Annotated in this window: 23 protein-coding genes and 1 pseudogene; 11 read left to right on the top strand and 13 right to left on the bottom strand. The window is 61.4% G+C overall.

Annotated features, from left to right (window positions below):
• Nucleotides 1-90: 90 nt before the first annotated feature.
• Both N1937_RS23380 and N1937_RS23375 read left to right on the top strand, forming a co-directional pair.
• Nucleotides 91-1,098: a glycosyltransferase gene (locus N1937_RS23380; RefSeq protein ID WP_260057089.1), complete on the top strand. Its 1,008-nt coding sequence runs from the start codon at nt 91-93 to the stop codon at nt 1,096-1,098.
• A complete protein-coding gene (locus N1937_RS23375) occupies nt 1,095-1,472 on the top strand; it encodes a GtrA family protein (protein WP_017966598.1) in 378 nt (125 codons plus the stop codon). Before N1937_RS23380 ends, N1937_RS23375 begins: the two co-directional genes overlap by 4 nt.
• A gap of 99 nt (nt 1,473-1,571) precedes the next feature.
• On the opposite strand, the gene N1937_RS23370 is transcribed toward N1937_RS23375, so the two are convergent.
• On the bottom strand, nt 1,572-2,558 hold the full coding sequence (locus tag N1937_RS23370; RefSeq protein WP_260057088.1) for a Gfo/Idh/MocA family protein: 987 nt from the start codon (nt 2,556-2,558) through the stop codon (nt 1,572-1,574).
• A gap of 178 nt (nt 2,559-2,736) precedes the next feature.
• Between N1937_RS23370 and N1937_RS23365 the strand changes: the two genes are divergently transcribed.
• Together N1937_RS23365 and N1937_RS23360 are read left to right on the top strand one after the other, a co-directional pair.
• A complete protein-coding gene (locus N1937_RS23365; protein ID WP_260057087.1) occupies nt 2,737-3,684 on the top strand; it encodes an aldo/keto reductase in 948 nt (315 codons plus the stop codon).
• 13 nt (nt 3,685-3,697) lie between these two features.
• Nucleotides 3,698-4,147 (top strand): GNAT family N-acetyltransferase, encoded by a 450-nt coding sequence (locus N1937_RS23360; protein ID WP_260057086.1) that lies wholly within the window; start codon nt 3,698-3,700, stop codon nt 4,145-4,147.
• A gap of 44 nt (nt 4,148-4,191) precedes the next feature.
• Here N1937_RS23360 and N1937_RS23355 read toward each other — a convergent pair.
• A pseudogene (locus tag N1937_RS23355) lies at nt 4,192-4,884 on the bottom strand (hypothetical protein).
• Nucleotides 4,885-4,997: 113 nt separating this feature from the next.
• Between N1937_RS23355 and N1937_RS23350 the strand changes: the two are divergent.
• The gene (locus N1937_RS23350; RefSeq protein WP_017966593.1) at nt 4,998-5,495 is read left to right on the top strand and encodes a YciE/YciF ferroxidase family protein; all 498 of its coding nucleotides are present in this window, start codon (nt 4,998-5,000) and stop codon (nt 5,493-5,495) included.
• A 148-nt stretch (nt 5,496-5,643) separates the two neighbouring features.
• On the opposite strand, the gene N1937_RS23345 is transcribed toward N1937_RS23350, so the two are convergent.
• Nucleotides 5,644-6,552, bottom strand: a complete 909-nt coding sequence (locus N1937_RS23345; protein WP_260057084.1) for a LysR family transcriptional regulator — start codon at nt 6,550-6,552, stop codon at nt 5,644-5,646.
• A gap of 234 nt (nt 6,553-6,786) precedes the next feature.
• Here N1937_RS23345 and N1937_RS23340 point away from each other — a divergent pair, with 234 nt between their 5' ends.
• Together N1937_RS23340 and N1937_RS23335 are read left to right on the top strand one after the other, a co-directional pair.
• The gene (locus N1937_RS23340) at nt 6,787-7,782 is read left to right on the top strand and encodes an aldo/keto reductase (RefSeq protein ID WP_260057083.1); all 996 of its coding nucleotides are present in this window, start codon (nt 6,787-6,789) and stop codon (nt 7,780-7,782) included.
• A gap of 91 nt (nt 7,783-7,873) precedes the next feature.
• On the top strand, nt 7,874-8,233 hold the full coding sequence (locus N1937_RS23335; protein WP_017966590.1) for a nuclear transport factor 2 family protein: 360 nt from the start codon (nt 7,874-7,876) through the stop codon (nt 8,231-8,233).
• A 54-nt stretch (nt 8,234-8,287) separates the two neighbouring features.
• Here the strand turns inward: N1937_RS23335 and pheT are convergent, their stop codons facing one another.
• From pheT to infC, 5 genes are all read right to left on the bottom strand, one after another.
• Nucleotides 8,288-10,711 carry a phenylalanine--tRNA ligase subunit beta gene (gene pheT / locus N1937_RS23330; protein WP_260057082.1) on the bottom strand — a complete coding sequence of 808 codons (2,424 nt, stop codon included), beginning with the start codon at nt 10,709-10,711 and terminating at the stop codon, nt 8,288-8,290.
• Between the two features lie 16 nt (nt 10,712-10,727).
• Nucleotides 10,728-11,810: a phenylalanine--tRNA ligase subunit alpha gene (gene pheS, locus N1937_RS23325; RefSeq protein ID WP_024322278.1), complete on the bottom strand. Its 1,083-nt coding sequence runs from the start codon at nt 11,808-11,810 to the stop codon at nt 10,728-10,730.
• A gap of 150 nt (nt 11,811-11,960) precedes the next feature.
• On the bottom strand, nt 11,961-12,365 hold the full coding sequence (gene rplT, locus N1937_RS23320; RefSeq protein WP_017966587.1) for a 50S ribosomal protein L20: 405 nt from the start codon (nt 12,363-12,365) through the stop codon (nt 11,961-11,963).
• A gap of 38 nt (nt 12,366-12,403) precedes the next feature.
• Entirely contained in the window at nt 12,404-12,607 is a 204-nt protein-coding gene (gene rpmI, locus N1937_RS23315) for a 50S ribosomal protein L35 (RefSeq protein ID WP_003570998.1), read from the bottom strand.
• A gap of 311 nt (nt 12,608-12,918) precedes the next feature.
• A complete protein-coding gene (gene infC, locus N1937_RS23310; RefSeq protein WP_075225634.1) occupies nt 12,919-13,455 on the bottom strand; it encodes a translation initiation factor IF-3 in 537 nt (178 codons plus the stop codon).
• 178 nt (nt 13,456-13,633) lie between these two features.
• On the opposite strand from infC, the gene N1937_RS23305 reads away from it, so the two are divergent.
• On the top strand, nt 13,634-14,545 hold the full coding sequence (locus tag N1937_RS23305) for an alpha/beta hydrolase (protein ID WP_260057081.1): 912 nt from the start codon (nt 13,634-13,636) through the stop codon (nt 14,543-14,545).
• 138 nt (nt 14,546-14,683) lie between these two features.
• Nucleotides 14,684-15,283, top strand: coding sequence for a transglutaminase-like cysteine peptidase (locus N1937_RS23300; RefSeq protein ID WP_017966585.1), 600 nt, complete (start codon nt 14,684-14,686; stop codon nt 15,281-15,283).
• Between the two features lie 470 nt (nt 15,284-15,753).
• Here N1937_RS23300 and mbfA read toward each other — a convergent pair whose 3' ends face one another.
• The gene (gene mbfA, locus N1937_RS23295) at nt 15,754-16,737 is read right to left on the bottom strand and encodes an iron exporter MbfA (RefSeq protein ID WP_017966584.1); all 984 of its coding nucleotides are present in this window, start codon (nt 16,735-16,737) and stop codon (nt 15,754-15,756) included.
• Nucleotides 16,738-16,908: 171 nt separating this feature from the next.
• Between mbfA and N1937_RS23290 the strand changes: the two genes are divergently transcribed.
• Nucleotides 16,909-17,376: a group III truncated hemoglobin gene (locus N1937_RS23290; protein WP_260057080.1), complete on the top strand. Its 468-nt coding sequence runs from the start codon at nt 16,909-16,911 to the stop codon at nt 17,374-17,376.
• A gap of 45 nt (nt 17,377-17,421) precedes the next feature.
• Here the strand turns inward: N1937_RS23290 and N1937_RS23285 are convergent, their stop codons facing one another.
• The 3 genes from N1937_RS23285 to N1937_RS23275 form a co-directional block, all read right to left on the bottom strand.
• Nucleotides 17,422-18,333 (bottom strand): EamA family transporter, encoded by a 912-nt coding sequence (locus N1937_RS23285; RefSeq protein WP_260057079.1) that lies wholly within the window; start codon nt 18,331-18,333, stop codon nt 17,422-17,424.
• A gap of 331 nt (nt 18,334-18,664) precedes the next feature.
• Complete coding sequence (gene recX, locus N1937_RS23280) at nt 18,665-19,213, bottom strand: recombination regulator RecX (protein ID WP_260057078.1); 549 nt, start codon at nt 19,211-19,213, stop codon at nt 18,665-18,667.
• Between the two features lie 9 nt (nt 19,214-19,222).
• Entirely contained in the window at nt 19,223-20,248 is a 1,026-nt protein-coding gene (locus N1937_RS23275; protein ID WP_260057077.1) for a histone deacetylase family protein, read from the bottom strand.
• A gap of 133 nt (nt 20,249-20,381) precedes the next feature.
• Here N1937_RS23275 and N1937_RS23270 point away from each other — a divergent pair, with 133 nt between their 5' ends.
• A complete protein-coding gene (locus N1937_RS23270; protein ID WP_260057076.1) occupies nt 20,382-20,993 on the top strand; it encodes an HAD-IA family hydrolase in 612 nt (203 codons plus the stop codon).
• Between the two features lie 15 nt (nt 20,994-21,008).
• On the opposite strand, the gene N1937_RS23265 is transcribed toward N1937_RS23270, so the two are convergent.
• Nucleotides 21,009-21,527, bottom strand: a complete 519-nt coding sequence (locus N1937_RS23265; RefSeq protein WP_170257525.1) for a GNAT family N-acetyltransferase — start codon at nt 21,525-21,527, stop codon at nt 21,009-21,011.
• Between the last annotated feature and the right edge of the window lie 25 nt (nt 21,528-21,552).

The following is a 21,552-nucleotide window of genomic DNA, read 5'->3' as shown; positions in this document are numbered from 1 at the left end:
GGCAGCCGCTGATTTTGCCTGCGTCATAGGGTCTTATTAACGGCGCATGATTTAGGCTGAGCGCGGCTTTCAAGTGTAACGAGTAGAGTCATGGCCCGATCGCGCACCGACAATTGGAATATTGCCGTTCTGCTTCCCTGCTATAATGAAGCGGCGACGATCGGCGCTGTCGTTCAGGGTTTTCGGGCGACGCTGCCCGATGCTGCGATCCATGTCTACGACAATAATTCCACCGACGGCACCGCGCTGCAGGCAATGCTTGCCGGCGCGCATGTCGTGCGCGAGCGGCGTCAGGGCAAGGGCCATGTCGTGCGCCGGATGTTCGCCGATATCGACGCCGACATCTACATCATCGCCGACGGCGACGGCACCTACGCGCCTGGTGATGCCGAGGAACTGGTGCGCACGCTGCTGACCGAGCGCGCCGACATGGTGGTTGGCACCAGGCGCGGTGTGCACGCCGATGCCGGCCGTCAGGGCCATGCGCTCGGCAACCGGCTTTTCAACCTGCTTTACCGGATGATCTTCGGCCCCGATTTCACCGATATCTTTTCCGGCTACCGCGCGTTTTCGCGCCGCTTCGTCAAGAGCTTCCCGGCGGTATCGGGCGGCTTCGAGATCGAAACCGAGATGTCTGTGCATGCCTCGCGGCTGAAGCTGCCGGTCAGCGAGCTGGAGCTCGACTACGGCCGCCGACCGGAAGGATCGCATTCCAAGCTTTCGACATTCCGCGACGGCGCCAAGATCCTCTGGATGTTCGCGATGCTGATGAAGGAAACCCGGCCTTTCGCCTTCTTCAGCGCGATCAGCGCCACCTTCATGCTGGCGAGCCTCGGCTTCATGGCGCCGGTGCTGGCGGAATATTTCGAAACGGGACTCGTCAGCCGCATGCCGACCTGGGTGCTGTCGACGGCGCTGATGATGATCTCCTTCATGCTGTTCACCGCCGGCGTCATCCTGGACTCCGTCGCACGCGCCCGCGCCGAACAACTCCGTATCCATTATATGGGCCTGGAAAGGCCGAGCGCGTTGAAGGCACCGCTCAGCGACGCAGGCCCGGTATCGCGCGCGCGTCCCGGCAAGGCGGATGCGGCATGAGAAAGCTCATCCGCTTCGCCATTGCCGGCGGCATCGGCTTCCTCGTCGACGCCGGCATCCTGTCGGCGCTGCTCCATCTGACGCCGCTCGGGCCGTTTCTGGCGCGGCTCATCGCAATCGCCTTCGCCATGGCGGCGACCTGGGCTTTCAATCGGAGCTTCACCTTCGATCGTACCGGCCGTTCGCTTGCCGCCGAAGGTTTCCGCTACGGCTCGGTCGGAGTGACGGCGGCGCTCGTCAATTACGGGCTCTATTCCGCGCTTCTGCTGTCGCTGCCGGCGCTTCAGCCGCTGGCGGCCATGGTGATCGCCAGCGTCGCCTCGATGATCTTCAGCTTCTTCGGCTATTCGCGCTTCGTCTTCCGCGCCGAGTGAGTAGAGCGCCGCGCGTCCAATAGGACGCGCTAAGGACGCTCTAATCCTCTGAAGTGGCGCATAACCCCGAAAATCGATTCCGATTTTCGGGGTTATGCGCTAGACTGCTTCCCAGCCGTCCTTCTCGCTGGCCCGGTAGATCGCATCGATCACCTTTTGGTTCAGCTTCGAATTTTCTAGCGTGACGATCTCTTCCTTGCCGTTCTTCACCGCTCGGGCAAAAGCCTCGACCTGCCGCTTGTACTGGCGGCTGTCCTGGAAGCGGAAGATGCGCGATTGAGTGTGGCTGCGGTCGGCAAGCTCGATCTCCTCAGGTCCCCAGCGATTGGCGTTGAACGGCGACTTGACCTCGATGTAACCTTCGGTGCCGTGAAAAACCATGACCTGGCGGTTGGCCATCTGCGTCGAGATATAGAAACTCAGCTCGAAATCGCCGAAATCGGCCTTGACGCTCGAATAGATATCCGTGCCGAAATCCGCGTCGCGCTCGGTGATCGCCTGGATCCAGAGCGGCTCCTTGCCGGTGGAAAAACGCGTGCCCATGACGGGATAGACGCCGATATCGGGAAGGCCGCCGCCGCCAAGCTCGGGGACGTTGCGCATGTTGGCGGGGTCGCGGTTGAAATAGGTGAAGGCGCCCTGCACATGCCGGAGCGAACCGATGGCGCCCTCGTCGATCAGCGAGCGCACCTTCTGCCAGACCGGGGAATAGGTGATCATATAGGCTTCGCTGACCACCACCCGGTTGCGGTCGCGGGCGGCGATCAGATCGTCGATATCGTCTGCCTTCAGCGCCAACGGCTTTTCGCAGAGCACGTGCTTGCCGGCATCTGCCGCCTTGATCGACCATTCGATATGCTGCGAGGTCGGCAGCGGAATGTAGACGGCATCGATGAGGTCGGAGGCCAGCATCTCCTCATAGGAGCCGAAGGCATGCGGTACCGAGAATCGGTCGGCCATCTCCTTCGCACGCTTGAGATCGCGGCTGGCAATCGCCGTGACGACGCAATTTTCCGCGTCCTGGATCGCCGGAACGACATTGTCGCGGCCGATCTTCGCCGTTGAAATGATACCGAAACGCAACATGATCCAAGCCTCCCAAACTGATTTCCGCGAACCATATTCAGGCCCTAGCTGCGGCGCAATGGCGCGACCTGAAATCACAGAAGTTTGGTTTCCCGGATGCGCGGATCGCACTAAGTTGGTCAGGGCGGCGTTCTGCCGTATCCGCGATTTCAATTCCTTCACACTTCTGGAGAGCGTCATGGAAATGCGTCGGCTTGGAAAAACAGGTCTTTCGGTCGCGCCGATCGTCATCGGCGGCAATGTCTTCGGCTGGACGGCCGACGAGAAAACATCCTTCGCCATTCTCGACGCCTTCTTCGACGCGGGCCTGAACACGATCGATACGGCCGATGTCTATTCCTCCTGGGTCCCGGGCAACAAGGGCGGCGATTCCGAAGAGATCATCGGGCGCTGGCTAAGCCAGGCAAAGATCTCCCGCGACAAGGCCGTTATCGTCACCAAAGTCGGCTCCGACATGGGACAGGGAAAGACGCTGAAGGAGGCCTATATCCTGAAGGCGGTCGAGGATTCGCTGCGCCGGCTGCAGACGGATTATATCGACCTCTATCTCTCGCACTGGCCGGATGAAGATACGCCGCATGAGGAAACGCTCGGGGCCTTTGCCAAGCTGAAGCAGCAGGGAAAGATCCGCGCCATCGGCTGCTCGAACTATGATGAGACACTGCTTCAGGCTTCCTTCGACGCTGCCGAGAGGGCCGGCCTGCCGCGTTACGATGTGCTGCAGCCGGAATATAATCTCTACGAGCGCTCGAGCTTCGAGGGGCCGCTTGCCGATCTCTGCGTCGAAGAAGACATCGGCGTCATCACCTATTTCAGCCTTGCCGCCGGCTTCCTCACCGGCAAATACCGCAGCAAGGCCGACACGGAAGGCCGCGCACGCGAGGGCCGGGTTTCGAAATATCTCGATGATAAAGGCCTGCGCATTCTGGCCGCCCTCGACAAGGTTTCGGCCGAGACCGGTGCAGCGCCCGCGGAAATTTCACTCGCCTGGCTGCTGCGCAAGAAGGGCGTGACGGCGCCGATTGCCAGTGCAACCAGCCTTTCGCAGCTTGAAAGCCTGGCGAAATCGGCGACACTTGCGCTTTCCGATGACGCGATGGCGCTACTCGACGAAGCCGGCGCCTGAAGAAAGAGATGCCATGACCGTGACGATACGCGATGCCCGCCCCGAGGATGAAGCCCGCTGGCGCGAGCTTTGGGCCGCCTACCTCGCCTTTTACGAAGTCACGGTCGATGCCGATATCACCGATCAGACATGGCGCCGTGTCTTCGATCCGGCGTCGGCGATTGCGATGTGCGTCGCCGAGGTCGATGGCAGGATCATGGGTTTTGCACTCTATCTCACGCATGAGGGCACGTGGATCCGTGGCAGGGATTGCTATCTCGAAGACCTGTTCGTCGATGCCGATGCGCGCGGCAAGGGCGTCGGGCGGGCACTGATGGACGATCTCGTTTCGACCTGCAAAGCCAAGGGCTGGTCGCGGCTCTACTGGCATACCAGCGAGCAGAACAGAACCGCGCGTGCGCTCTACGACAGCTATGTCGAGAGCGACGGCCATATCCGCTATCGCATCAGGTTCACTGCATAATTTCTTAAATCGGAAATCGATTTAAGGATTAAATTATGCAGCATTTAAAGTGTTACAGCGTCCTTTGCGCGTCTGAGAAGACGCGCGGCGCTGAAAACAATGGAAAACCAGCATACCACTCGGAATGATCGCCTGCCCAATTGGCCATGCCGGGTTTAGTCAGGATGCCGCGCGGGCTGACATAACTCTGGATCACCCGCTTCGGCCGTTCGTGCCACTGGATATTGAAGGCCCAGAGCTTGGGAAAGAAGCAGAGCGAGGCATAAGGCAGGTGGTCGTGAATCCACCAGGCGAGCCGCTGCCAGTCGCTTTCATCGTGGTAATGGTCGACCATCCACGGCACGGCAATGCAGACGGCAGCACCCATGCAGCCGTCGAAGTCCCTCATATCCCAGATGTGATGCGCTGATGTAGACGCATTGGTCGAACAGTTCAGATTGTTCTCGTTGCCGAACCTGTTGACCGCGGGCGAACGATAGCCGGATCGGATATGCAGGCGCCCGAACGTTGCCTCCAGCGGCTCCAGCAATTCCTCGCAGAGCCTCTTGCCCGCCTCGATCGCCAGATCGGGATCTTCGGGGATATTGGGAATGCGGTAGAAATCGGCGATTTCGGAATGCAGGAAATCGCGGAGGAAGAAGTTTTGCGACAGCCGCACACGGCCAAGATCCTCCAGACCCTTCATCGAATTCGGCTTTCGCATGACTTTACCCTCCCTCATCGACGGCAGGAATCATCGCCCGGCACCGATTTCCAGTCCACCCGAAATCGATCGGGAACAATTAACGCGATCTTCTCTTCTTAATGTGTCGCCGCGTTCGCGGTTTTCCCCAGAACAAGGATCGAGAAAATGGCCAAGGAAAAGACGCTGGAAGATCTCTTCTATGACACGCTGAAGGACATCTACTTTGCCGAACGGCAGATATTGCGCGCCCTGCCGAAGATGGCGCGGGCCGCCCAATCCTCCGAACTGAAGAAGGGCTTCGAAAAACACCGTGAGGAAACCGAAGGCCAGGTCGAGCGCCTGCAGCAGGTTTTCGAACTGATCGATAAACGCGCCCAGGGCAAGACCTGCGAGGCGATCCAGGGCATCATCGCCGAGGGCGAGGACATCATGGAGGAATTCAAGGGCACGGCGGCCCTCGATGCCGGCCTGATTTCGGCTGCCCAGGCCGTCGAGCATTACGAAATCGCCCGTTACGGCACCCTGAAGACCTGGGCCGCGACGCTCGGTCTCAAGGAGGTCGTCGGCCTGCTCGACCAGACGCTGCAACAGGAAACGGCCACCGACAAGACCCTCTCCCAGCTCGCCACCACGGCGGCAAACCAGAAGGCAAAGGCTGCCTGATGGAAACGGCGCCCTAATAAGAACGGGCGGCCCGGTTCCAGCGCATCGGCCCGAAAAGTCGGTATCGATTTTCGGAAAGCACGATGCGCAGATTTAAAGTGCTACAGCGTCCTTTGCGCGTCTGAAAGGACGCGCGGCGCTGTAATCCTTACCGGCCGCCCGTATCCTGCCCACTGTATCTGAAGAAATCGATGAAGGCGCGCAGCGCCGGGCGCATCTGCCGCCGGGTGGGATAATAGAGAAAAGGCCCGGCATAGGGCGCGCACCAATCCTCCAGCACCCGCACAAGCTTGCCGCTCGCCAGTTCGGCATTGACCCGCATGTCGAAGAGATAGGCGAGGCCGGCGCCGTTCAGCGCCGCAAGCAGGGCCAGCCGATCCTCGCTGACAACAAGCGGCCCATCGACCGAAACGACGAGTTCCTGCCCATCCTTTTCGAATTCCCAGCGATAGATCGAGCCGTTGGTGAAGCGCCGCTTGATGCAGCGATGACGGACGAGCTCGCGCGGATGCTCCGGCTTCGGATGGTGCTCGAAATATTCGGGCGAAGCGGCGATCACCGTCGTCAGATCGGGCGAGACCCTGACCGCGATCATATCAGCCTCCAGGCTCTCCTCCAGCCGGATGCCGGCATCGAAGCCCTCCTTGACGATATCGGTGAAGCCATCCTCATTGGCAATCTCCAGGGTGATATCGGGATAGAGGTTGAGAAAGTCGCCGAGCCGCGGAGCGAGCAGCAGATCGGAGGCGAAGCGCGGCGCGGTGATACGCAGATTTCCAGCCGGTTTGGCGCGCGTATCTCGGACGGCCTCCAAGGCAATGTCGATCTCATCGAGCGCGGGACGAAGTCTTTCAAGCAGCAGCCGGCCCTCTTCCGTAGGCGCGACGCTGCGGGTGGTGCGCGCCAGAAGCCGCACCCCCAGGCTTTCCTCGAGGCTCGATATCGCATGGCTGATCGCCGAGGGCGCGACGAGGAGTTCCTTCGCCGCGGCCCGGAAGCTGCGATGCTCCGAAACGGCGGCGAGAACGGCGAGTTGCGAGAGCTGTGTTCTGTTCATTGATCGAAATGATAGAACAACCTGTTAGAAACTGCATGTATTTTCTGATTGATGCGGCAGCGATATGGTCTGCCCGTACCGCAACCAGTCAGAACAGAATGATTTCAGGCCGGGCGGCCTAAAATCTGAATCCTGTTCTGAATTAAATAGTTAGAGCATGATGTCGTCCGAAAACCGCTCACACTTTTCGGCATCATGGTCTGGCGGCTCAAAATCAGCTCAAAGGAGCACATCATGAAAATCCGGAAACTCGGAAACGATCTGACCGTCTCGGCCGTCGGCCTTGGCTGCATGGGCATGAGCTTTGCCTATGGCGCCAGCGACGATGCGGAATCGATCAAGACAATGCATCGCGCCATCGATCTCGGCGTGACCTTCTTCGACACCGCCGAAGTCTATGGTCCCTTTACCAATGAAGTTCTTCTCGGCAAAGCGCTGAAGCCGTTCCGCGACCGCGTGGTGATCGCCACCAAATTCGGCTTCAACATCGATGCCAGCAAGCCGGGTACTGCCGCCATCACCGGCGTCGACAGCCGCCCCGAGCATGTGCGCGCGGTGGCCGAAGCCTCGCTGAAACGCCTCGGCATCGAGACCATCGACCTCCTCTACCAGCACCGGGTCGATCCCAACGTGCCGATCGAAGAGACGGTCGGCGTCATGGCGGAGCTGGTGAAGGAGGGGAAAGTCCGCGCCCTCGGGCTTTCGGAAGCCGGCAGCGCCACCATTCGTCGCGCCCATGCGGTCCATCCGATCGCAGCCCTGCAGAGTGAATATTCGCTCTGGACGCGCGACCCCGAAGAAGAGGTGCTTGCCACCTGCCGCGAACTCGGCATCGGCTTCGTGCCTTACAGCCCGCTCGGCCGCGGCTTCCTGACAGGAGCGATCCGCAAAGTGGACGATCTCGCTGCCGACGATTTCCGCCGGCAGGTGCCGCGTTTCCAGGCGGAAAATTTCGACGCCAATGCCGCCCTCGTCGCAACGCTCGAGCGGCTGGCCGCCGAGAAGGGCGTGACGGCAGCACAGCTGGCGCTCGCCTGGGTGTTGAACCAGGGCGACGACATCGTGCCGATACCGGGCGCCCGCAAGCTTCATCATCTCGAACAGAACGCCGCTGCCGCCGATATCGTGCTGAGCCCGGCGGAACTCGCGACGCTTGAAGAGGTCATCCCGGCCGGACAGGTGGCCGGCCAACGTTACTCCGATGCCTCGCTTGCGATGACGAACATCTGAACCCGAAAAAGCCCGGTCGGCGCAACCAGCCGGGCTTGCCTTCGGGGCTGGCGAAACTATTTAACGCCATCTCTGAGAACGGGATGAAAATATGTCGGACAGGCAGGCAGTCGAACAGACGGTTCATCTCTATGTCGAAGGCATGGCCTTCGCAAATGAGGCAGCCTTGAAAAAGGCCTTTCATCCGAAAAGCTCGATCATCGGCCATTACGAAAATGCGGTCGAATGGCTGACGCGGGACGAATTCATCGCCGCGATCCTGCAGGAGGAGCCGGCGCCGCCCGGCACGCAGCCCTACATGGACATCCAGAGCGTCGATGTCGAAGGCGATGCGGCGAGCGTCAAGGTCACCGACGATTTCGCCGGCATGCGCTTTACCGATTATCTCTCGCTGCTGAAGATCGACGGCCGCTGGACGATCGTCAGTAAGCTCTACCATCTGCATCTGTGAAAAGACCGGCCGTTATTTGCGACCGGTCCATTATCTGGCTACGTTGGGTGAAGCTCAGCTTCTGAGGACACCGCCGGTGAATTTCGCAACGCTGGCGACGATCTTCTGCGTCAGCGCTTCGAAATCCTCATCCGTCAGCGTGCGCTCGACCGGCTGGATCTGAACCTCGATCGCCACCGATTTCTTGCCGTCGCCAACCGATGCTCCCTCGAAGATGTCGAAGACATTGACGCCGGTCACCAGCTTGCGGTCGGCGCCGGTGGCGGCCTTGACGATGGCGCCTGCTTCCACCGTTTTGTCGACGACGAAGGCAAAGTCGCGCCGCACCACCTGGAAGGGCGACAGTTCGAGCGCCGGCTTGGTCCGCGTCGCCTTGCGCTTGGACTCCGGCATGGCGTCGACATAGACCTCGAAGCCGCAGAGCGCGCCGGAGACATCGAGCGCTTCCAGCGTCAGCGGATGGAATTCGCCGAAATAACCGAGCACGACCTTCGGTCCCATCTTGATCGTGCCGGAGCGGCCGGGATGATACCATTCCGGTCCGCCCTGCTCGATCTGGATATTGCCCATCGGCAGGCCGCAGGCTTCGATGACGGCGAGCGCATCGGACTTGGCGTCGAAGACGTCGACCGGCTTGCCGCCGCCCTTGGCGGGGTTCGACCAGGCGCGACCGGCGCCGGCAAGCGAGGCCGTGCCGCGGCGAATGCCGCCGGCCACGCGTCGCTGACCCTCAGGCCTGTCATTCTCATAAGTGCCGGAGACCTCGAAGAGCGCGACATCGCCGTAACCCCTGTCGGCATTGCGCTGGGCTGCGGTCAGCAGGCCCGGCAGAAGCGACGGGCGCATATCCGACATTTCGGCGGCGATCGGGTTGGCAAGCTTGAGGGCCGGCGAACCGCCGCCGAAGAGTTTTGCCTGGTCTTCCGGAATGAAGGACCAGGTGACGGCTTCGAGCATGCCGCGCGCGGCCAGCGCCCGCTTGGCGAGGCGGGTGCGGATCTGCAGCGTCGTCAGGATCTTGCCGTTGACGGCCGCATGGCTTTCGAGCGGCGCCGGCTTGATATTGTCGACGCCGTGGATGCGCATGACCTCCTCGACGAGATCGGCCTTGCCGTCGACATCGGGGCGCCAGGAGGGGACAGCGACGGAGACGCGCTCGCCGGAACCCGAGACCTTGAAGCCAAGACGCGTCAGAATCGTGTCGCTCTCCTCATTCGAGACGTCGAGGCCCGTCAGGCGCTTGACCTCAGAATAGGGGAAATCGACGATCTTCGGTTCGTAACCTTTGTAGCCGACGATCTCGGCCTTGGCGGCCTTGCCGCCGCAAAGTTCCAGCACCAGTTCCGTCGTGCGTTCGAGACCGGGGACCATATAGTTCGGATCGACGCCGCGTTCGAAGCGGTAGCGGGCGTCAGTGATAATGCCCAGGCTGCGGCCTGATTTGGCGATGTTCATCGGGTCCCAGAGGGCAGATTCGATCAGCACGTCGACGGTGTTTTCGTCGCAGCCGGAATGTTCGCCGCCCATGATGCCGCCGATCGATTCGATACCGTTTTCATCTGATATGACGACGTTGTTCGGCGACAGTTTGTATTCGCGCTGGTCGAGCGCCAGCACCGTCTGGCCTTCGGCGGCGCGGCGGACAGTCAGGTTGCCATTGATCTTGGCGGCATCGAAGACATGGATCGGCCGTCCCTGATCGAAGGTCATGTAATTGGTGACATCGACAAGCGCATTGATGGGGCGCAGGCCGATGGCGATCAGCCGCTGCTGAATCCAGCGCGGGCTCGGGCCGTTCCGGACGCCGCGTACGAGGCGCAGCGCAAAGCCCGGGCAGAGCTTCGGATCGTCGAGATCGAGCGTCAGCTTCACCGGCGTCTCGCCTTCGACGGCGAAGGACGGGGCGGGCCGCGTCTTCAGCGTGCCGAGACCGGAGGCGGCGAGATCGCGGGCGATGCCGTGGATCGAGGTGCAGTCCGGCCGGTTAGGCGTCAGGTTGATCTCGATAACCGGATCATCGAGATGAGCGTAGGCGGCATAGCTCGTGCCGACAGGCGCGTCGTCCGGCAGGTCGATAATGCCGTCGTGACTGTCGGAGATCTGCAGCTCCTTTTCGGAGCACATCATGCCATGGCTTTCGACGCCGCGGATATTGCCGACGGCAAGCGTCACATCGATACCGGGAACATAGGTTCCGGGCGCTGCGAAGGCGCCGACGAGACCGATACGCGCATTCGGGGCACCGCAGACGACCTGGACCGGCGCGCCGGAACCGGTATCGACCATCAGCACCTTCAGCCGATCGGCCTGCGGGTGTTTTTCGGCCGAGACGACCCTGGCGATGACGAAGGGCTTGAAGGCCGCCTTGTCGTCGACATCCTCGACCTCCAGCCCGATCTCGGTGAGGCGCGTGCAGATTTCATCGAGGCCGGCATCCGTTTCCAGATGCTCTTTCAGCCAGGAGAGCGTGAATTTCATCGTCCCAATTCTCCGTTCAAGCGCTGAGGCCGCCGAACAGCGTCGGCATGTCGAGCGGGCGGAAGCCGTAATGCGTCATCCAGCGGACGTCGGCGTTGAAGAAGTCGCGCAGGTCGGGCATGCCGTATTTCAGCATGGCGATGCGGTCGAGGCCCATGCCCCAGGCGAAACCCTGATATTCGTCCGGATCGAGCCCGCCGTAGCGCAGCACGTTCGGGTGGACCATGCCGCAGCCGAGGATTTCCATCCAGTCGGTGCCTTCGCCGAACTTGACGATCGGGCCGGAGCGGTCGCACTGGATATCGACCTCGAAGGAGGGCTCGGTGAAGGGGAAGAAGGACGGGCGAAAACGCATCGTCACGCTATCGACCTCGAAGAAGGTCTTGCAGAATTCTTCCAGCACCCAGCGGAGGTTGGCGACATTGGCCTTCTTGTCGACCACCAGGCCTTCGACCTGATGGAACATCGGCGAATGCGTGGCGTCCGAGTCCTGGCGGTAGGTCTTGCCGGGAATGATGATGCGGATCGGCGGCGTCTGCGCCTCCATGGTGCGCACCTGCACCGGCGAGGTATGGGTGCGCAGGACCTTGCGCTCGCCATTTTCATCCGGGTTGAAGAAGAAAGTGTCGTGCATCTCGCGGGCCGGATGGCCTTCGGGGAAATTCAGCGCGGTGAAGTTGTAATAATCGGTCTCGATGTCGGGACCTTCGGCGATCGAGAAGCCCATGTCGGCGAAGATCGCGGTGATCTCATCGACGATCTGGCTGATCGGATGGATACGGCCTCGCTCGGCCGGCGAAGAGCGCACCGGCAGGCTGACATCGACCGTTTCGGCCTTCAGCCGAGCATCGATCGCCGCTTGCCGGAGCGTCGTCTTGCGGGCAGTGAGCGCCTCGGTCACCGCATTCTTCAGAACGTTGATCGCCGCGCCCTTGCTCTGGCGCTCCTCCGGCGTCATGGCGCCGAGCGTCTTCAACAGTTCGGAGACGGAGCCCTTCTTGCCGAGGGCGGACACGCGCACGGCTTCCAGCGCCGTTTCGTCATCGGCGGCGGCGATTTCGGCGAGCAGCGATGTGTTGAGCTGGTCGATATCTGACATTGTCACTTCTTTCCGTCCAGTATCAGGCGGGCGATCGGGAGGCAGGCGGCGCCGGCCGGCGCCAGGAATATAAAGAAAGAAAAACCCGCGCTAGCCCAAACCAGCGCGGGTTTCCCAAAATCATAAATTCAAAAGCTTGGGAAGCGCTAGTTACTTGATCGCGCCTTCAAACTCGTTCGCCGTGCCGGCTTCCTTGAGGTATTCAAGAGCCTTCTTGGCAGCGCTGACCAGCGCGCCGAATGCTTCCGGCTCGTGGATCGCCATGTCGGAGAGAACCTTGCGGTCGACTTCGATGCCAGCCTTGTTCAGGCCGTCGATGAAGCGGCCGTAGGTCAGGCCGAATTCACGCACGGCGGCGTTGATGCGCTGGATCCAAAGCGCACGGAAGTTGCGCTTATTGACCTTGCGGTCGCGGTAGGCGTACTGCTTCGAACGATCGACAGCAGCCTTGGCGGTACGGATGGTGTTCTTGCGGCGGCCATAAAAGCCCTTTGCTGCCTTCAGAACCTTCTTGTGCTTGGCATGAGAGGTGACGCCTCTTTTTACACGTGCCATATCATGATCTCCTTAAATCTAGCGTTCGCGGACGAGTCTCAGAGACCGTTCGGCAGGTAATTCTTGATAACCTTGCGGCCATCCGGTTCTGCGAGAACCATGGTGCCACGTGCATCGCGAATGAACTTGTTGGTACGCTTGATCATGCCATGGCGCTTGCCAGCAGCGGCAGCCTTGACCTTGCCGGTTGCGGTGATCTTGAACCGCTTCTTGGCAGAGGACTTCGTCTTCATCTTGGGCATTTTGCTACTCCTTCTGTCCTCCCTGCGCGCTTTATCAAAAAAGCCCTTCTCGCGAAGTCCGGTTCTCCGGCCGTCGCAACAAGGTGCGGGAGCGTTTGTTGTTGATCTACGGCATCGGCGACGAACCGTTCCGCAAGCATTCGAAACTGCCACGGCATGCCCTGCCGGTCAGTTCGGACGCGCGCTTATAACCGCAGCGTCATGAAAGTGCAACGGGGCGGCGGAGGAATCTTCGCTGCTCCCAAAATACAGTGGCAGAAAGCACAAAAGCCGCCCTTGCGGACGGCCTTGGGCGAAAAACTGCCTGGCGCTTACTTCGGCGCCAGCACCATCATCATCTGGCGGCCTTCGAGCTTCGGTTCGGCTTCGACCTTGGCGAACTCGATCGTATCGGCCTTGACCTGCTGCAGAAGCTTCATGCCGAGTTCCTGGTGGGCCATTTCACGGCCGCGGAACTTCAGCGTCACCTTGACCTTGTCGCCTTCGTCGAAGAAGCGACCCATCGCCTTCATCTTCACCTCGTAATCATGGGTGTCGATGTTCGGGCGCATCTTGATTTCTTTGACTTCGACGATCTTCTGCTTCTTGCGCGCCTCGGCAGCCTTCTTCTGGTTGGCATATTTCAGCTTGCCCAGATCGAGGATCTTGCACACAGGCGGTTCGACATTGGGGGAAATTTCGACGAGATCGAGTCCGGCTTCTTCCGCCATTCTCAAGGCCTGGTCGGTAGGCACGACGCCCATATTCTCTCCGTCAGCCCCGATCAGCTGAACTTTGGGAATGCGGATTTCACGGTTCGAGCGCGGTCCGTCCTTCACGGGCGCGTCGGTTTTAAAAGGTCTGCGAATGGTCGTATTCTCCTCGCGTTGTTTCGGAACGTTGCAGCATCGCGCTCCCAATCAGGGGTGCACAAACGTGTCGCGTCATCGCTGCAACGGAGTCAATATCATCCTTTAGCGGAAAAATCACCCGCTGTCAGCCTGCCAAGAATCTGTTTTATAGGCCAAAACAACAGGAGTTTCGCCGATGTCCGATCAGATGTCCAATGCCCAGCCGCAGTTCCTGACGGTCGGCGAGGGCGAGGCGGCGCGTGACATCGCCATGCTCGTCCGCCCGGCGCAGGCGGGCAACGGCGCACCGGCGCTCGTCTGGCTGTCCGGCTACCGCTCCGACATGAGCGGCACCAAGGCGGTGGAACTCGACGGGCTGGCGGCGGAGCTTGGGCTCGCCTGCATCCGCCTCGATTATTCCGGCCACGGACTTTCCGGCGGCAGCTTCGGCGACGGCACGATCTCGCGCTGGCTGGAGGAAGCGCTTGCCGTCATCCGTCATGTCGCGCCCGACCGGGTGATCCTCGTCGGCTCGTCGATGGGCGGCTGGATCGCGCTCAGGCTGGCGCAGGAACTTGCGCGACAGGGCGGCGGAACGCTCGAAGGCCCAAAGCTCGCAGGCCCAAAGCTCGCAGGGCCAAAGCTCGCAGGGCCAAAGCTCGCAGGGATGGTGCTGATCGCGCCGGCACCCGATTTCACCTCGGAGCTGATCGAGCCGAACCTGAAGGCCAAGGAGCGCAAGTCACTTGCCGAGCGCGGCTATTTCGAAGAGCGCTCGCAATATAGCCCGGAACCGAACATCTATACACGGGCGCTGATCGAGGACGGCCGAAGGAACCGGGTGCTCGACGGCATCATCGAAACCGGCTGCCCGGTGCATATCCTCCAAGGCATGAAAGATCCCGACGTGCCGCATGCGCATGCGATGAAACTGGTCGAACATCTTCCCGCCGACGACGTGGTGCTGACCTTCGTCCGCGACGGCGATCACCGCCTTTCCCGCCCCGGCGATATCGCGCTTCTTTTGAGTGCCGTCAAAGGCATCATCCGTTCATCAACAAATAGGCAGATGCCCGCTTGGACGGCAGAGGCGGATAAATTCGCCTGATGCAGGCTCCCCAAGCCGTTGCATTTTAACCATACCGGCGAGTCGCAAGGTCCTCCCAAGAAGTAACGATTGACTCTTTCCGGCCCTCTCCATTAACACTTTGTTAATAAATAAGGGCGATGCAAGGAAAGAGCGGGCGTGCGGATCAAGGGTATCTTTGTGGCCATGATGGCCATGTTTGCGATGGCGACGGCCGCCATACCAGCCCCCAGCAGAAATGCTTCCATGGTGACAGGCAATGCCACCTCACAGCCGATCGGGCACTACGATTTCTGTCAGATCCACCGCAGCGAATGCGGCGCAAACCGCAACGCAGGCCCGGTTGCCATGAACCCGGGGAAGTGGTCGCTGGTGCGTTCGGTCAACGCCACGGTCAACCGCACGATCACGCCGATGACCGACAAGGAAATCTACGGCAAGGATGAGGTCTGGGCCTACCCGACCACTGCCGGCGACTGCGAAGATTTCGCGCTGCTGAAGCGCCGCATGCTGATCCAGCGCGGCTTTTCGGCTGCCGATCTGCTGATGACGGTCGTGCGCAAGCCGGATGGCGAAGGCCATGCCGTGCTGACGCTGCGCACCGCCGAGGGCGATTTTGTGCTCGACAACCTCGCCTCCGACGTCAAGCCGTGGTTTGGTACGCCCTATTCCTTCGTCAAGCGCCAGTCGAGCTACAATGCCGGCCGCTGGGTCACCATCGAAAACGACCGCGACGTCCTGGTCGGCGCGCTGCGGTAAGGGTCGCAATAGAGAATGTGGAAAGGCCGGCGGTTTGCCGGCCTTTTTGTTTTTGTGGGTGGTTCTTTATACAGGGGCTGCCTTTCGCTTGCGCTCAAGGCGTTCGTCGCTTCCGCTCCTCACCCCCCTCATCTGCCCTACGGGCATCTTCTCCCCGCTGGGGAGAAGGGGGAGCAAGACGCACCGGTGTCATTCCCAAACCAATGTCGCAAGGGGAACGAGGCGCCGCCACGAGTCCCCTTCTCCCCAGCGGGGAGAAGATGCCGGCATGCAAGGGGGTGAGCGGCGAAGCCGCGAATGCTCTGAGCGCAAGCGAAGGGCAAAAATGCAGTCGTGCCGCCTCTTGAGCCTTCGCAAACGCGACCGGGACCAAATAATTTACCGTCTCCCGGCCCTTCGCTTGAGCTCAGGGCGTTCGTCGCTGCAATCGATTCACTGGATCGATTGCTCGGGCTATGCCCGACCGCAACTCACCCATTGCCGATCAGGATACCAGCGCCGAGCACCAGGCTGCCGCCGAGCACCACCTGGAAGGCGGCGCGCAGGAAGGGGGTTTCCATGTAGCGGTTCTGGATGAAGGCGATGGCCCAGAGTTCGAAGAAGACGACGATGGCGGCGGTGATGGTCGCCGTCCAGAAATGCGGGATCAGATAGGGCAAGGCATGACCGAGGCCGCCGAGCGCGGTCATGATGCCGCAGGCAAGGCCGCGTTTGACCGGCGAGCCTCTGCCGGAGATCTTGCCGTCGTCATGGGCGGCCTCGGTGAAGCCCATCGAAATGCCGGCGCCGACGGAGGCTGAAAGGCCGACGAGGAAGGTCTGCCAAGTATCCTGCGTGGCGAAGGCGGCGGCGAAGATGGGCGCCAGCGTCGAGACCGAGCCGTCCATCAGCCCGGCAAGGCCCGGCTGCACATAGGTCAGCACGAATTGCCGGCGCACCGTCTCGTCCTCGTCATGCTTGACGTCTTCGGGCGTATGTTTGTCTCCGAGCATACGGGCGATATCTTCATGCCCTTGTTCAGCAAGCGCGAGATCACCGAGAAGCTGGCGCGTCGAAGCGTCCGAGGTCCGCTTTGCCGCCTCGACATAGAAGCGATAGGCCTGCTCCTCCATCGCCTCCGTTTCCCTGCGCATCGCATCCAGCGAAAGGTTTGCCCTGAGCCAGTCCGGCTTGCGTTCGTAGAATCCCTCCACATGCTCGCGCCGGATCAACGGAATGCGCTCACCGAAACGCTGGCGATGGATGTCGATCAATGACTTGCGATGGGTATCCTCGACCTCGGCCATGTCCTCGAAAACCTTGGCCGAGGCCGGAAATTCGCGGCGAAGCCTGTCAGCATAAGCGAGATAGATGCGGGCATCGTCTTCCTCGGAAGCGATCCCAAGGGCGAGAATCTCCTGCTCGGAGAGCGACTCGAAAGATCGTTTCGGGGATCTGAAAAACCGCGCCAGCATGACTCTCTCCAATTTTTAGAATAATTCTAAATCTAAAGAAGGAGGTGGTGACGGTCAAGGGCATGGAGCAGGCCAGCTGACAGATTGCCGCAAGTGGCGCGGGCGACTTTGGCGCGCTGCCATAAACACCTATATGAGAGGCGCCGCATCACGCGGCGCCGGGGTTTTGGAATGGACAATGATATTCAGGGCCGCCCTGCTCATGTCGCGGCGATCCGCGAAAGGGCGGAGGCCGAAATGCGGGACATGGGCGTCGACGAGGCTTTCATCGACAGGCTGGTCGAGACCTTTTACGGGCGCGTGTTAACACATCCCGATCTCGGCCCGGTGTTCGACGCCAGGCTGTCCGGCCGCTGGCCACAGCATATGGAAAAGATGAAGAGCTTCTGGTCGGCCGTTGCCTTCCGCAGCGGCGCCTATGGCGGCAAGCCGGTGCAAGCGCATACCGGTGTTGCGAACCTCACACCCGATCTCTTTCCGAAGTGGCTGTCGCTGTTTGCCGCAACGCTCGACGATATCGCCCCATCGCCGGAGGCCAAGGCCTGGTTCATGGCGACGGCGGAACGGATCGCCAAGAGCCTGACTCTGTCGCTGTTCTACAATCCGGCACTCAACGATCCCACGCGCAAACCCGCCTGATCTATCGTATAGAGACGACCTCAACGGAAAAACGCTGATACATTTCTAGGTCTTCGCCGCCGAGGCGGTGGCGCCGGCACTGGCCGCCACGACGAGCGCCGTTCCCAGCATCTGCAGCACGGTCATCGGCTGGGCGAGGATCAGAAAACCGGCAAGGGCGCCGATCGCCGGTTCGAGGCTCATCAGGATACCGAAGGATGCCGCCGGCATGCGCCGCAGCGCCACCATCTCCAGCGCATAGGGCAGCAGCGGCACGAGGATGGCAAGGCCGAGAACCTCGGCCAGTCCCTTCAGCGTGAAGGCACCCGCCGTCTCCACCAAACCGAAGGGTGTCGCGACAAGGCCTGCGACGATCAGCGACATGGAGAGGCCTTCCAGTCCCTTGAAGGCAGCGCCGACCTTCTTCGTCAGCAGGATATAGACCGCCCATCCCACCGCCGAGCCGAGGGCGAAGAGGACGCCTGAGGGATTGCCGACCCAGCCTTCGCCGTCATGGGCGAGAAAGAGGATGCCGGCCGCAGCGATCAACGGCCAGGCGAGCCGCCAGGTCAGGCCATAGCCGAAGACCGCGACCGAGAGCGGCCCGAGGAAATCGATGGCGATTGCCAGGCCGAGCGGCAGCCGCTGGATCGCCGCGAAGAAGCAGAGCGTCATGGCGGCCGTCGTCGTGCCGAGCAGCAATGTCGCCCGCCATTGGGCGCCGCTATAACGCAGCACCGAAGGCCTGACGACGACGGCAAGAATAATCGCCGCAAAAGCGAGCCGCAGCCAGGTGGCACCGGCAACGCCATAGGTCGCAATGGCTGACGACGAGAATGCCGCGCCGAACTGGATCGAAGACATCGACATCAGGCACATCGCGACCCCGGCCGCCAAGCCGCCCGAAACCGTCGATACGCCCGGCTGCGCCATCAAACCTGCGCCATCCGTCCCGGTCTCGATATTCTTGATGTCCATGTGGCCCCCGATCCTGGCGCGGTTCTAAGCCGAAGACGGGGGAGAACCAAATTCAAACTTTTCATGCCGGGATCAAGAGCGCTGATGCCGAAGCGCCGAAGATCGGCCGGCGGTGCGGGATCGATCCCGCGCCTTGGCCCAGGAGATCGCCGATAAGTGCCCCTCACCCTAACCCTCTCCCCGTAAACGGGGCGAGGGGACCTGCCCTGCAAGAGCGAAGTGGGACGGAGAGGTCGCGGCATATCCCCTTCGCCCCGCGAGCGGGGAGAAGGTGGCGGCAGCCGGATGAGGGGCCGGTATCGGCGATCTCCCCGGCCGCGGCGATGCAATATCAGCGACGGCCAGCAAGGATGACCTCTTCGGCATCTTCGACGCTCATCTCGAAGACCTTCCTGCCGATGTCGAAGCTGAAGCCGTTGCGGGCAAAAGCCGAAAGCTCTTTGGCCTTTCGCTTTTCGTCGAGCTCGACCCGGCGGAAGGGGCCGAAGGCGCGCTTGCGGGCAAAAATCGCGGCGGCATAGAGATCGTCAGCCTCCTCAAGTGCCACTTCGACCTTGTCGCTGGAGACGCCCTTGGCAGCAAGCTTCTGGGCGATCGCGCGCTTCGATTTGCCGCCGCGCACGGCCGAGCGCGTGCTGATCTCCGCATAGGCGCTGTCGTCGAGCACCTTGTTGTCATAGGCAAATTTGACCGCGAAATCGGCAACGGCCTTAAGTTGCGCCGCGCTGATATCTTCGAATGTCTCCTTCGCCTTGCGGGTGATGGCGTCAAAGAGCTGCTTTTCCGTCATCATCCGCCGCTCGAGGCGATAGATAGCGGAATTGCGCGCCCAGCTCAGCATGCGTGATGTCGGGAGGGATGGAACAGTCTCGTCGGTCATCGGCGGTGATCAGGCTTCCAGACCTTTGAGGACATTGGCGACGTTGAGGCCGATCTCCGGCACGCCGTAGCCGCCCTCCATGCAGGCCAGCACCGGCAGGCCGGCGGAAGCGATCATCGCGCCCATGCGGGTGAAATCGTCGGAGGTGAGGCTGAAGAAAGAGATCGGGTCGCGCTCGAAGGTGTCGACGCCGAGCGCCACGACGATCGCCTCGGCGCCGAAGGCCTTGATGCGGGTGAGCGCATCGGAAAGGGCCGAAGACCAGACATCCCAAGGCGTGCCCGGCGGCATCGGATAGTTGCGGTTGGCGCCGGTACCCTCCCCCTCGCCTTCCTCATCGGCATGGCCGAGGAAATAGGGAAAGGCGTGCATGGGATCGCCATGCAGCGAGGCGGTGAAGACGTCGCCTCTGTGATAGAAGAGATCCTGGGTGCCGTTGCCATGGTGGAAATCGACATCCAGCACCGCGACTTTCCTCGCACCGTGATCGAGCAGCCACTGCGCCGCGACGCCCGAATTGTTGATGAAGCAATATCCGCCGAAGAGATCGATGCCTGCATGATGGCCGGGCGGGCGGCAGAGCGAAAAGGCGAAACGATTGCCTCGCGTCAGCCAGTCGGCGCCGGTGACGGCACAGCGCATGGAAGCGATCGCCGCCTCGTAGGAGCCCTTGGTGATCGAGGTGTCGGCGGCATTGGCGTAATGGCCGATTGCACCGACGATATTGTCGGGCACGCGCTGGCTGGTGCGGCGAACGGCGAAGGAATTGGCGATCGCCTCGCCGGTGAAACCGGCCGCCACCCAGCGGTCCCAGACGGTGGCGAGAAAATCCAGATAGTCGGGATCATGCACTTTTCGAGCCGTTTCCAGCCCGTGCGCATCGGGCGCCACCACGTCGGTAAAGCCCGCCTGCTTGACCGCCGCGAGGATCCATTCGGCGCGAAACGGCGCCTCGAAGGGCGTCACCAGCTGGCCGGCGTGCAGCTCCGTCTTGGCATCGCGCAGCTTGTGATCCTCGGAATAGATGACGCGCATTTCAGATCCTGCCCTTGATTGACAATGGAGATTTACACGGCTCGGCCCTGACAAAAAAGCGGCGCGGGCTCTTGATCGTCTGGAATAATGACGCCACTTTCGCCGGTGTTTTGAGAACGAGGAAAATTTCCGCATGAAAGTGCTGATGGTCGATGTCGACGGCGTGCTCATTCATGGTCGCCCGACCGATGGCCTGCCTCTCTTCACCTATCTGGAGCGCGATCTCGGCCTGCGCCTCGACCTGCTGCAGCAGGAATTCTTCCAGACTCACTGGCGCGATATCATCATCGGCCACGCGGCGCTGGAGCCGAGGCTCGCCGGCGTTCTCGCAAAAATCGCACCCCATCTCAGCGCCGAAACGCTGATCGACTACTGGTTCGAAAACGATTCCCGACTCGATCTCAATCTGCTGGAAGAGCTCGCTGCTCTCAGGCAAAGCGGCATCACCCTCTTGCTGGCGACCAACCAGGAACATAGCCGGGCGCGTTACCTGATGGAGCAGATCGGCCTTAGCGCGCATTTCGACGACATCATCTATTCCGCAGCACTCGGACACAGCAAACCTTCGCCCGATTTCTTCCGGCTGGCGACAGAGCGGGCCGGCGTGCTGCCCGGCGAGATCGCCTTCATCGACGATATGGCCGAAAATATCGAAGCGGCGCGACAGTTCGGCTGGAATGCCGCGCAATGGACAGCGGGCGCGACGCTTGGTGGCACGCTTCCTGTCTTCGCCAGGCCGGCGTGAGCGGGGCCGGCGCAATCAGGCGAGCCGCTTGTAGAACAGGGTGGTGGCGCAAAAGCCGCCTTCCGGCCACAGCGCATAATCGGGAATGACGCCGACGCGCTGCCAGCCCAGCCGCGGATAGATCGCCTCGGCATCACTGCCGGTTGCCGTATCGAGCACAAGCAGGGTCTTGCCGCGGCTTGCCGCCTCGCGCTCGGCGGCATCCATCAGCAGCCGGGCGAGCCCCTTGCCGCGGGCCGAGCGATGCACCAGCAGCTTCTTCAGGTCGCCGCGATGCGGCTGATTCGGCATCTGCGCGGCGCCCACCTGCACCGTGCCGACGATCCTGCCGCCGAGTTCCGCGACCAGCAGCAGATTGGCGCCGGTGGCAACGGCATCGGCGACATCGCGCCAATAGGGCTCGGCATCTTCAGGCCCATAGGGCTGCATGAAACCGACGGAGGCGCCGCCAGCGACGCAATCGACAAGTATTTCCGAAAGAGCCGGAATGGCGGCGCGGGCCTCCTCGGCGGAAAGGGTACGAATAGCAGGCATGCTGTTCTCCTGAAATGAAATGCTT

The sequence above is a fragment of the Rhizobium sp. WSM4643 genome (assembly GCF_025152745.1).
Taxonomy (GTDB): Bacteria; Pseudomonadota; Alphaproteobacteria; order Rhizobiales; family Rhizobiaceae; genus Rhizobium; species Rhizobium leguminosarum_I.
Note: the sequence above shows the minus strand (reverse complement) of the source record. Positions and strands in the feature narration are given on the sequence as shown.